This window comes from Rhizobium sp. Leaf311, from assembly GCF_001423445.1.
Lineage (GTDB): Bacteria > Pseudomonadota > Alphaproteobacteria > Rhizobiales > Rhizobiaceae > Agrobacterium.
Map to the genome: position 1 here is coordinate 162,789 of NZ_LMNZ01000002.1, position 10,514 is coordinate 173,302.

The window sequence follows — 10,514 nt, forward strand, 5'->3', positions numbered from 1 at the left end:
TACTTCCCATGCCTGTTATCTGCAAACCTGGAATTCGGACAATAGGACTGGTCATTGAGCGACCTAACAAGCAAGACGGGTGACGGCATTCACGAGAATCACTATTGCAGTGTGCCGGTGCAAGAAGTGGGGCGGCTTTGGATTCAACCCCAGCAAGGCTGAGCAGGTCCAGTGGTGGTGCTGGGCACACTACCCGTATAAGGAGCCGAACAAATGAGGTCAGTATTTTTTGCCGCGGCAGCGATAGCAATTCCGTTGATACCATCCCCTGCTTTAGCATCTCAGCCAATATCCTGTGCCTCGCTTTTAGTGATTGATGGCGACACTATCAAATGCGAGGGGCAAAATATGCGGCTTCTGGGCGGTGGTGTCCCGTTTAAGTCAGAGGTAGACGCGCCAGAGATGGGGAGCCGGTCCAAGTGCGAATATGAGCGGAATCTAGCGCAGCAGGCAAAAGCGAGACTGAAAGAATTGCTGCTTGCCGGCGTACCTTGGATCGACGACAGCGGCTCTAGGGACCGAACCTCAAGCGACCGCCCCTTGATCAACATTTATCTGAACGATGGACGTGAGGTTGGGCAGGTTCTCATATCAGAAGGTCTTGCAAAGCGATGGAATCCGAAACAGCGGATTGATTGGTGCCGCAGTCAAGTTTTATAAGCAGGAACCTAGCCACTTGCCGCAGCAGTCGGCTAGGAAGTCGGGCTGGGGTAATTGAGCACCCCGGTCCGACGCATGAAAGCCGCTGCCAGGGAATTTGACTTACATGACACCTCTCATCACTCGACAGAAGCAGGCTGAAGAACTTCTCGCCACTGCGCTTCGGCAACTGAATGGTGCCATTCACGACGTTCACAAGTCAGGTCTTGATGTTGAGATCAGCACTTTGACAATACACACTCCGCGCGGGCCGATGGTTCAGGTGGACTTACACGTTCAGGCTAGACGCCTCGCCGCCTGTTCTGAAGGTCGTGTTGTAAAAACGGGATTTTGCCGTGTGCCGCTTGGCATTCCGCGAGTGCAGGTTAGCCCCGGCGAGGCAGCAACCTTTCCTGACAGTTGACTCTCCCGATGCGCCTCTGCATTTCTGATGCATGTGCAACAACGTTTCCGCGTTCATTTCCGAGCTTATCAGAGGCGCCAATCAAATTGAAAGTCTACGCGACTTCCAGAAGCGCCGGATGCTGGAAATGGCTGTGATGATTATTCGGGACATGCGAGAAGCAATAGCAGCACCGGCCAGTCCAAACGCGCGAGATGTGGTGATCGATCTCCAGGCGGCGACTGCCCTCATAGAACACGGGCACATCGAAAATGAAAAGGTGAAGGCTGCGTTTTTGAAGGCTGCAGCAGTTTTGCGGGCGCTCAAGATTATCCTAGATACTCAAGACGAGGTAATAGAGGGGACTACGCGTTGACTGAAAATGATATCACTGTGAAAAAAATCAGAGAGGCAGACATTCCTGCCTTTGTTGAGGCTGTAGTAGCCACGCGTCGCGATATAACGGCAGTGGGCGATCAGCACTACGTCCTAGGAGACGCTGATCTGTCTGATTCGAAATACGATGAAGTCCAACCATTGCTGCAACAGATATCGAGAGATTTCGGGGATAGAGACCACCTTCGTCAAGAGATTGTTACCTACTTGCATTCAATAGGCAGGAGCTTCCCTCCACCTCAAAAACATTAGAAGTGGCGATATGCCTTTATATATTTTCCGAGTTCGGAATGAAAAGCACGAGATAGTCGATGAACAGGGCGCGGATTTTGCCAGCGAAAAGAACGCTTGCGTCGAGGCCATGCGTTCGGCACGAGAAATTTACGCCGACAGGACAGTCAACGGCGAAGACGTAAACGGTGTTTATTTCGAGGTCGTTCGCTCTAGCGGGGAAATTGTCGACAAAATGTCACTAAGTTTTTTTGCGGGGCCATCGGAAAACGAACTGCTTAGGTAATGAAGTCTTGCGTATTGCTCGTTGTGTTGCGTGGAATCTACAGCATTTCCGGAACTTTTGAGTTTTACTAAGTGCTCAAAAGGGAGATCAAAGATCATGAAGAAAACTTTCGTAGCCCTCGCAATCATTCTTTCTGCTTCCACAGCTATGGCGGCCGACGCTGTAAATGAAGTACCCGCAGCTCCAGTAGCCGATGTCGTCCCCGCTTTCAGCTGGACTGGCTTTACCGTGGGCGTACAGGGCGGATACGGTTGGAACAGCACCGATTCCGACATTTCTGGCACCGGCAGCTTCTCTCAAGACTTTGATGGCGGCCTTCTTGGCGGTTTTGTCGGGTATAACTATGACTTCGGCAATAGCTGGGTAGTCGGTGTTGAAGCTGATTTTGAAAAGAATTGGGCCGATGAGACTGCGTTCGGAGGCGCTCTCAACTATGGCATTGACTGGCAGGGTTCTGTCCGCGGTCGTGTAGGATACGCCTTCGATCGTGCGCTTGTATACGGTACCGCTGGTTGGGCTTATGCTCGTGGGTATGCAGATGTCACTGGCTTTGGCGAACAGAAAGAAACCTTCAACGGCTACACGGTTGGCGTTGGCATGGACTACGCTTTCACCGACATGATGTTCGGTCGGATTGAATATCGATACACAGACCTTGGTGATAAGACCTTCGACTTCGGCGGCGCCGGCGGTGGCACTATCAACTCCGATGTTGACCAGCACGCAATCCGCGTCGGGCTCGGTGTAAAGTTCTGATCATCACTTACGACTACAGAAAAGCCCGGCATCTTGTCGGGCTTTTTTTGTAATCCTTCACCGACTAAATGTTGTCGTTGTCAGAAACCGACAGCCCCGCTTCATAAGCCGCATTCACGAATCCCGCACGAGCGTCGGCTGGCGTGTCCTCATCGCTGCCGTTTATGGACAGATCGTCCAACTAATAGCTGCTGACCTCGACCGCGTTTGTGATGTGGAAACTAGACTCTTTCAGAACCATTTTGGAGAAGCTGTCGTTCGGCCTTAATGTCCGGGGACATCGCTGGAACCACAAGCGCGTTTACCGCATCTACCGCGAGCTGGAGTTGAACCTCAGGATCAAGCCACGCAAGCGTTTGAAGCGGGACAAGCCCGATGCCTTGACTGTTCCGGATGCGCCAAACCTGGTCTGGTCAATGGATTTCATGGCGGATCGTTTGGAGGACGGTCGACAATTTCGTCCGTTGAACGTCCTGGACGACTTCAACCGCGAAGGGCTGGGCATTGAGTTGGATTTCTCGCTGCCTGCTGAACGCGTCATCCGCAGTCTGAACCAGATCATTGAGTGGCGCGGCAAACCGTTCGGCATTCCTGTGGATAATGGGCCTGAGTATGTCATTGGCAAACTGATGGAATGGGCAGAAACGCAAGGAATTGCCTTGAGCCACATCCAGCCCGGAAAGCCGCAACAGAACGCATATGTCGAGCGCTACAACCGCACCGTCCGACATGAATGGCTCGACCAATACATCATTCAAAGCATCGAGGAGGCACAGGAGTTCTCCACGCAATGGCTCTGGACGTATAACAACGAACCGCCCAGTATGGGCATCGGTGGCATAACGCCCGCACAGAAACTGAAAATGGCCGCATGAATTCTACCGCGAAGCCCCGTTAAAAACGGGGGGATTACCGAGGGATCCGCCGAAGCGGGGATTAAGAATGGTAAGGCTCGAGCTGAAGCGGGTGTAAAACTGGGCCTTGGTTTGGGCGGCGGTGTAAAAGGATCGGCTGGTTTGACTGGTCTTGGTAAGGCAGCTGACCTTATCAAGGGATGGTAATAAAAATGACAGGGAGAAAAAACGTTGCATCACCTATTCTCTGTGACGCGTTGGACGTGTTTTTCAGCGCTAGTTTTATCGACCACCGCAATTGGATTGAATGTGATGGCTGAAGATTATGCGAGCCATTTGAAATTAGACAAAAACGCCGAGGCTTCAGAAGCATTCAGCGTTGAAGGTTCGAAGAATCTGAATTTTCACGCTGTTAAAATTGATGGCGTCAGATGGTTTAATGAAGATAGAACATTGTCGGAGTGGGATACCTATTCTGTGTTCGACAAAGTTGAGCTGAAATCTATCGGCTATGACCCCTCTAACCGGGACCATCTGGAAATTCAGATTATTAGCGCCGAAATCAAGCCCGAAAAAGTGGCGAGAGGCGTAGATTACGCACGCCTCTTCGCAACAGAGTCGGGAGCGTCGGTCTCTGCAATGAAGGAATATGGCAGAGATGCAGGTGACGTTTTCGCTATTGGGCCTGTTAACGGATTCGAACGCCGAGAAAGGGTCGCTGTTTGGCGTCAAGACACATCTTTGCTCATCATAAGAGCCAGCTATGCGCAAGATCAGGCTCAACGTGTCGAACCCGAAATCGCAAAATTTCTGGGGGCGCTAAAGCTTGACAACAAGGGAGCTGATAGCATTGACGGCGCGATGCATTCGGAACAGCTGCCGTCCAGCGGTCATACTACATACTCCGCTCGACTACCCGATGGATGGAAAAAGCTTTCTCAAAACAACGATCCGAATCCTTCCTACGCTGGTGCGATTTTTACAAACTCTAATGATCCCGACGGAAACTCGGCTGTATCTTTATTCGTTTTTCCAACACCAAAGGCGAACCTCGCTCCCACTGATGAACAATTGCGTCAACTCGCTGCGAAGGTAGTAGAGATCGAATTGCAAAACCTTATGCCAGACGTCGGCTTTAAATTGGATGAGGATGTAAGCTTCGTTCCGGAGGAAAAAATAGGCGACGCAGACAAAGGCTTTATTGATATCGTCACTCTCCAGGGTAGCGGACAGAAGATACGTGCCAAGACCTTACTAAGTCTCAAGAAGGGCGTGGTTGTCGCAGTAGCTTCGCTCGCGGCGTTTCCTGCCACGCCAACGGACATTGCCGCAATGATCCATACGGACTTCGTCACGCGCACCATTGGAGACGGTTTGGTGGATCAACTGAAATAGAGAGTTGCGGTCGATGGCAGCGCTGACGTTTGCGATCAGCGTTCCGTCTGATGAGTTTTAGAGGGAGTTTGCACAATATGAATCAGATCTCTGATCGTAAAATGCTTTTGGAAGAGGTTCTTAAATTGCCGGACGACGCGTTTGGCAAGCTTTTGAAAATCACAACGATGATCGAACTTGATGGTTCGGGTACGCTGACGATTCGCAACGGCGAAGCCCGTGTTTCATTGGGTTCCGATGGAATCGTGAGGGTGGGAGGCAAAAAAAATATCCAAATGGCTCCGTAGAATATCGCGCTGGACGCCGCCTATATCGATCTGAACTGACCAGCATGTGGGCTGTCAGCAACAACACGCCTTTCTCCGCGGACGGTGTGTCGCAGTGCGCGGGCGGTTTCGCGCGTGCATGGCATGATAGATCTTCTTGAACCACAGCCTGTCCGGCTCTCGCTGGTGGGACGATGAATGGCGTGCGAGGCTCCCGGTTCGCGAAGCGAGCCCCGGTCGCTACCAGCGCTGTGTGGACGCGACGATCCAAGCACAATATCCGAACACGGTTTTTGGCGGCAGCATGCCGGTCGGCGATCCGCGCACCAATTACGGCTATATTTCCGAGCTTAGATTCTGGGACCCGAACAATCCAAGCAACACATTCCCGGACAAACCACCCGGAAATGTCATCTTCCAAGGAGAGGAATACGACATTCCCAAGGTTCCCCGCAGGGCGCCCTGGGGCGGTACGCGATGGTTCAATGTGCGTGGCTCCCGCTGGCTTGATGTGGTGAAAGTCGAGAACGGCCAGATGACCCATATGTACGACATGAAGTTTCCGGGTGACAAGTTTCCAAATGATGCGGCGAAGGATGATGCTTATCGTGCTATCGCAAGACGGTACAGAGCTCGTTACAGGGAGTTCGTGGTGTTGGATGAGTGCGACAATTGCGAAGAATCTGTGAGACAGCGCGAACAGGAACGCCAGTGGGAAGCCGAAGAACGATGGCGGCAGCTGAAAAAGGGGCTTGAGAATGCTCCGCCGATCTGGCTTCCGTTGCCCGGGCCCCGGATCCCTGGCGGGCGCCGCCCGCCCGTGCCAAGCTGGTAGGATGATGTCATGAATTTGAACGAACTGGTCGCTGTTGTCGCGAACGTCGAAGAGCGAGGGGAACTCGAAAAACTGGACGAAATCGGTTTACCGCCTGGCAATGTTGTTCAATGGCTGTTTGGCCTGACGTCAGGGTTTTATTTTGCGGATGGTGAAACAAGGCGTACACGCCAAGCCATGCTCGATTTGGGGCTACGTTACTACGACCTTGCGGAAGGCAACGCAAATGTGTTGTCCTTTAACGAGCGTGTACGCCGTATCTCGTCACGGGATGACGTCGCGAATTATCTGTCACAAGATGAATATTTTGACGAGGCAGAGACCGCGAGCTTCTATATCAGGCACATGCCAAAGCAGGCGTTGCGTTCGACCGATCCGGTTCACGATTACTTCACTGTTCTTCTTCCAAGCGTTGGCTACCGCGGTGGTAACGGGCGGCTGATGTATCAGACGCGGCTATCGGAATTGTCACGCAATCCAACCGGCGTCGTTCGCCTCTTTGTTGACGGTTGCCGCGATCTGCGGGTTTTTTATGCAGTGTCCGGCATGTCGCTTTTCTTCTATTCCTATGCGGCAGGTGCGACTGAGAAGGCATATCTCTTGTTTCGTCGGTTTCCAGGCCTTCTTTACGAAGATGGCAGCAATTTCACGTTGGAAATATTGCGTCGCACCGATGTGATCCGAGACGTGAATTGGTTGACAGCCATCAACGACGAACTGCTGGCGCGGCTCGGTGGATTTGAAAAAGCAAGAGATGTGCTGGGAGACGAGATTGTCCTCCATCCTTACGAGGGAGGCGTCGTTTTCCAAGCGGGTGCCCGGCCTGTGCTCGGCGACTTGAACAAGGGGCGAGTGCCTGCTGCGTACCGCGCAGTCAACGATTTTCTCAAGCCCCTGCGTTACGAGGCCTGGGATTACCCCTATCTACAAGCTCCTTACGGTGTTGACGAGATGGAGTATACGCAATGGTGGGTGCATCGGTTTGACGATGGTGAACGTTGAGCTTGCTAAGCCTCATGAATTTAAACGAACTCATCACCACGATGGCGATCCTTGAGGCGCGAGGTGAACTCGAAAAACTGGATGAAATCGGTTTGCCCCCTGACAATACCATTCAATGGCTGATTGGGCTGACCTCCGGCTTCTATTTTGCGGATTGAGAAACGCGTCAAATACGCCAATCCATGCTCGGTTTGGCATTGCGTTATTACGATCTGGCAAAGGGTAACACCAATTTATTGTCATTCAATGAGCGGACATGTCGTATTTCAGCAGGAAAACAGATCGAGGAATATCTGTTGCAGGGCGGCTATTACGACGACAAGGAGACGGCGAGTTTCTATGTAAGGCATATGCCAAAACAGGCGTTGCGTTCGACGGATCCGGTCCACGACTACTTCACTGCCCTTCTTCCCGGCGTCGGCTATCGCGGTGGCAATGGACACCTTATGTGCCAAACGAGGCTATCGGCGCTGTCGCGCATCGGGATTGTTTGGTCTGTTTTTTCGTTAACGCCTGCCGCGATCTGCGGGTTTTCTACGCCGTATCCGGTTTGTCGCTCTTTTTTTATTCCTACGCGTCGGGTGCAACGGCAAAAGCCTACCCTCATTTTTGCAGGTTTCCCGGGCTGTTTTACGAGGATGGCGCGCGTTTTGGATTGGCGATACGAGACAGGACGGACACGATCCGCGATGTGAAGTGGCTGACGGCCGTCAACGATGAGCTGCTCGAGCGGGTTGGCGGCATTGATAAGGCACGAACGTTACTTGCTGAGGAAGCCATCCATCACCCTTACGAGGGCGGTGTCGTTTTCCAGGCCGGAGAGCAGCCTGTGCTCGGTGACTTGAACAAAGGGTGCGTGCCCGCGGCCTACCGCGCAATCAACGATTTTCTCAAGCCCCTGCGTTATGAAAACTGGGAGCGCCTATCTTAGAGCGCCACATGATGTCGATAACATGGAGTACACCGAATAATGGACACGCCGGTGCGATGGTGGTGAGCGCTAGGGTGGTTGAGGACAGAACAAGGGCAGTTCAAAATCGTACGCTAAGATAGGCGTCAGTTCCGACTGAGGGCAAATAACACGTTTAGCTGCCCAAGTAAACCTATTTGGGTTTTCCACGCCCGCAAGCCATTGAATTTACTTTGACCTGCCACTCAAGTTTCATCCGGGTGCGATTAGAGCTTCGCCGGTTTTCGATAAGCCATATGGCGTGGTGTGAGCAACCGGCGGAAACGCGTAGTTCACACATTGCGTAGCGTTGGAGCCGGTTGCGGCGATGATCCCTCCATAGTCGGCCGGGGTCCGGTATCCGAGCGATGAAAGCGGCCGGAAATTGTTGTAGTCGTCAGCCCATTCCGCGATGGCACTGCGGGCATGATCAAGCCCAAAGAACACGCTCGTTGAGCAGCTCGTCGCGCATGCGGCCGTTGAAACTCTCGACATAACTGTGATCAGTGATACAGAAATGGACCCGTCAACGTGAGAAATATTAAAGCGTTATCGTGCTTATCGTCATAGGGACCCCCTGCCGTTTGCCATGCTCCCTTCAGAGCCTGCCGAGCACTTTAGTATACTGACCGCCCCTCCCCTTGGAAAGGACGCGCAGAGATTGGACTCTACTCAACTAAATCTCGTAAGAACGCTTCAGTCAGTTGTCCGCGTCGGGTAAGGGGGGCAGAACAAGAGTAGTCCGGAATCGTACGCTAAGGTCGAACGGACCGTGAACTCTCGTCACGTCCTCGCATGATGGTCTGGCGGCTGGTTCCAAATTTCCGGGAGATGGCAGAAACGCTCATTTCTTTTGCAAGATCCTCACGCACGTCCTGCTTCTGTCCATCGCTGAATGTGGAAGGTCGCCCGAGGGTCTTGCCTTCGAACTTTGGCCGCCTGAGGCCTGATTGCGTCCGTTCGATCAGCAAATCCTGTTCGAACCGCGCGACGGCGTTTAGAACCTGCATAGTCATCGTACCGGAGGAACTATTGAGATCAGCACCACCCAGAGCGAGACGGTAGGCCTTCACGCCTATTTGCGCGAGCAGCTTGACGGTGGTGCTGACGTCGATCGTGTCACGGCCGAGCCGATCAAGCTTCGTGACAATTAGAATGTCACCCGATTCCGAGCGGTCCATGAGCCGGGAAAACCCGCGACGCTGTGCGATGGCGGTGCTGCCTGAAACTGTCTCCGCGACGATCCTGCGTGGTTCGATCTGGAAGCCTGCGGCTTCGATTTCCTTTATCTGGTTCTCAGTTGTTTGTCCGGTCGTCGAAACGCGGACATAGACGAAAGTGCGCAGCATTGGGATCTGTCCCACACTTATATTAGAATGTCGACTAGACTGCTGGTGCCGGTCGAAGCCGGTGAGGATGTGATTATTTCGCGTGGCAACGACCCGATTGTTCGCATGCCGAGGATCCGTAAGGAGAGCGATCTGCAACTGTTGATGAACGAAGTCCGCGCCGCACGATCACGGGCGATGCCATCGAGGAATGAAGAGATCTTGTCGTGGCGCGACGAGGGCCGTCCTTGACGACTTTTATTATCGATGCATCCATCCCGAAAAGCGTATCACTGATCATGATCATGGCATGCCGCAGAACGTCGATCATCTCCTGCGCGAGCAAGGGTTTCTGAAATCCATCGGTCCCCACGCGCCCGACACGGTGAGGCGTAGGCTCGCATCTTGGTCGACACTCACGAAATGGCGCGGCCATCAAGGGGTATTCTCCTCCCCTGCCCTCAAGCAGGCGATCCGGCTGGCTGTCCGCGTCACGCCGCGTCCGCGAAAACGCAAAAGCGCCAAGGCTGTGACCGGTGATGTCCTGGCGAAGCTCCTTGCGACCTGTAGCACCGATAGCCTGCGCGACGTCCGTGACCGGGCAATTTTGATGGTGGCGTTTGCCTCCGGTGGTCGTCGGCGCAGCGAAATCGCCGGGCTGCGCAAAGAGCAGTTGACCGTCGAGGTCCCGATTGCGGTCGACAACGCCCCTTCCCTCCCCTCGCTCTCCATTCACCTTGGCCGGACAAAAACGTCCGGAAGTGAAAACGACGATGTTGTTTATCTAACGGGGCGGCCCGTCGAGGCATTGAATGCATGGATGACAGCCGCGCGCATCGATAGCGGAAGCATTTTCCGCAAGATCGATCGCTGGGGAAATCTGTCCAGACATGCGCTGGAACCGGGCGCCATCAACGCGATCCTGAAACAGCGTGTGGTCATGGCCGGGCTGGAGCCGGGGGAGTTTCCGCCCGCCACCACGTATGGTATACACAGACGACGCCATCGCGCCTCGGCCCGCGCTTCTTCTGGCGCCAGATTTTTTGGTGAGGCCAGCGGATGGCCGGGGGCTTCGTAGAGCGGGATGCCATCGCGGGCGATATCCACGAAAAAGGGCCAGCCCCTTGCCAGCAGCGAGTTTACCTCTTCATACGAATGCACGATGAAATTGACC

General features: G+C 53.5%; 12 protein-coding genes and 3 pseudogenes. 13 read left to right on the plus strand and 2 right to left on the minus strand.

What is annotated here, in order from left to right:
• Positions 1-348: 348 nt before the first annotated feature.
• From ASF69_RS04890 to ASF69_RS22700, 12 genes and pseudogenes are all read left to right on the plus strand, one after another.
• Positions 349-660, plus strand: coding sequence for a thermonuclease family protein (locus ASF69_RS04890; RefSeq protein WP_113170999.1), 312 nt, complete (start codon positions 349-351; stop codon positions 658-660).
• 106 nt (positions 661-766) lie between these two features.
• The gene (locus ASF69_RS04895; RefSeq protein WP_244475399.1) at positions 767-1,063 is read left to right on the plus strand and encodes a hypothetical protein; all 297 of its coding nucleotides are present in this window, start codon (positions 767-769) and stop codon (positions 1,061-1,063) included.
• 31 nt (positions 1,064-1,094) lie between these two features.
• Positions 1,095-1,418: a hypothetical protein gene (locus ASF69_RS04900; RefSeq protein WP_112964631.1), complete on the plus strand. Its 324-nt coding sequence runs from the start codon at positions 1,095-1,097 to the stop codon at positions 1,416-1,418.
• Between the two features lie 282 nt (positions 1,419-1,700).
• Complete coding sequence (locus ASF69_RS04910; protein ID WP_062585920.1) at positions 1,701-1,955, plus strand: hypothetical protein; 255 nt, start codon at positions 1,701-1,703, stop codon at positions 1,953-1,955.
• A 96-nt stretch (positions 1,956-2,051) separates the two neighbouring features.
• Positions 2,052-2,711 carry an outer membrane protein gene (locus ASF69_RS04915; protein ID WP_062585922.1) on the plus strand — a complete coding sequence of 220 codons (660 nt, stop codon included), beginning with the start codon at positions 2,052-2,054 and terminating at the stop codon, positions 2,709-2,711.
• Positions 2,712-2,977: 266 nt separating this feature from the next.
• A pseudogene (locus ASF69_RS04920) lies at positions 2,978-3,586 on the plus strand (IS3 family transposase); the annotation flags it as partial.
• A 291-nt stretch (positions 3,587-3,877) separates the two neighbouring features.
• Entirely contained in the window at positions 3,878-4,960 is a 1,083-nt protein-coding gene (locus ASF69_RS04925; protein ID WP_062585925.1) for a hypothetical protein, read from the plus strand.
• Positions 4,961-5,037: 77 nt separating this feature from the next.
• Complete coding sequence (locus tag ASF69_RS04930; RefSeq protein ID WP_062585928.1) at positions 5,038-5,247, plus strand: hypothetical protein; 210 nt, start codon at positions 5,038-5,040, stop codon at positions 5,245-5,247.
• Positions 5,248-5,383: 136 nt separating this feature from the next.
• Entirely contained in the window at positions 5,384-6,061 is a 678-nt protein-coding gene (locus tag ASF69_RS04935; protein WP_062585931.1) for a hypothetical protein, read from the plus strand.
• A 9-nt stretch (positions 6,062-6,070) separates the two neighbouring features.
• Positions 6,071-7,063, plus strand: coding sequence for a type VI immunity family protein (locus ASF69_RS04940; RefSeq protein ID WP_082469635.1), 993 nt, complete (start codon positions 6,071-6,073; stop codon positions 7,061-7,063).
• A gap of 14 nt (positions 7,064-7,077) precedes the next feature.
• Positions 7,078-7,221 (plus strand): hypothetical protein, encoded by a 144-nt coding sequence (locus ASF69_RS23530; RefSeq protein WP_244475400.1) that lies wholly within the window; start codon positions 7,078-7,080, stop codon positions 7,219-7,221.
• 98 nt (positions 7,222-7,319) lie between these two features.
• On the plus strand, positions 7,320-7,994 hold the full coding sequence (locus ASF69_RS22700) for a type VI immunity family protein (protein ID WP_244475401.1): 675 nt from the start codon (positions 7,320-7,322) through the stop codon (positions 7,992-7,994).
• Positions 7,995-8,225: 231 nt separating this feature from the next.
• Here the strand turns inward: ASF69_RS22700 and ASF69_RS22705 are convergent.
• Both ASF69_RS22705 and ASF69_RS04950 read right to left on the minus strand, forming a co-directional pair.
• A pseudogene (locus ASF69_RS22705) lies at positions 8,226-8,508 on the minus strand (transposase); the annotation flags it as partial.
• 259 nt (positions 8,509-8,767) lie between these two features.
• Positions 8,768-9,361: a recombinase family protein gene (locus tag ASF69_RS04950; protein ID WP_062585936.1), complete on the minus strand. Its 594-nt coding sequence runs from the start codon at positions 9,359-9,361 to the stop codon at positions 8,768-8,770.
• A gap of 256 nt (positions 9,362-9,617) precedes the next feature.
• On the opposite strand from ASF69_RS04950, the pseudogene ASF69_RS23325 reads away from it, so the two are divergent.
• Positions 9,618-10,418, plus strand: a pseudogene (locus ASF69_RS23325) (tyrosine-type recombinase/integrase); the annotation flags it as partial.
• Positions 10,419-10,514: the final 96 nt, after the last annotated feature.

Bases quoted from the DNA above. Each gene is read 5' to 3' on its own strand.
- ASF69_RS04890 (WP_113170999.1), top strand. From the start codon at position 349: ATGCGGCTTCTGGGCGGTGGTGTCCCGTTTAAGTCAGAGGTAGACGCG.
- ASF69_RS04895 (WP_244475399.1), top strand. From the start codon at position 767: ATGACACCTCTCATCACTCGACAGAAGCAGGCTGAAGAACTTCTCGCC.
- ASF69_RS04900 (WP_112964631.1), top strand. From the start codon at position 1,095: ATGTGCAACAACGTTTCCGCGTTCATTTCCGAGCTTATCAGAGGCGCC.
- ASF69_RS04910 (WP_062585920.1), top strand. From the start codon at position 1,701: ATGCCTTTATATATTTTCCGAGTTCGGAATGAAAAGCACGAGATAGTC.
- ASF69_RS04915 (WP_062585922.1), top strand. From the start codon at position 2,052: ATGAAGAAAACTTTCGTAGCCCTCGCAATCATTCTTTCTGCTTCCACA.
- ASF69_RS04925 (WP_062585925.1), top strand. From the start codon at position 3,878: ATGGCTGAAGATTATGCGAGCCATTTGAAATTAGACAAAAACGCCGAG.
- ASF69_RS04930 (WP_062585928.1), top strand. From the start codon at position 5,038: ATGAATCAGATCTCTGATCGTAAAATGCTTTTGGAAGAGGTTCTTAAA.
- ASF69_RS04940 (WP_082469635.1), top strand. From the start codon at position 6,071: ATGAATTTGAACGAACTGGTCGCTGTTGTCGCGAACGTCGAAGAGCGA.
- ASF69_RS23530 (WP_244475400.1), top strand. From the start codon at position 7,078: ATGAATTTAAACGAACTCATCACCACGATGGCGATCCTTGAGGCGCGA.
- ASF69_RS22700 (WP_244475401.1), top strand. From the start codon at position 7,320: ATGTCGTATTTCAGCAGGAAAACAGATCGAGGAATATCTGTTGCAGGG.
- ASF69_RS04950 (WP_062585936.1), bottom strand. From the start codon at position 9,361: ATGCTGCGCACTTTCGTCTATGTCCGCGTTTCGACGACCGGACAAACA.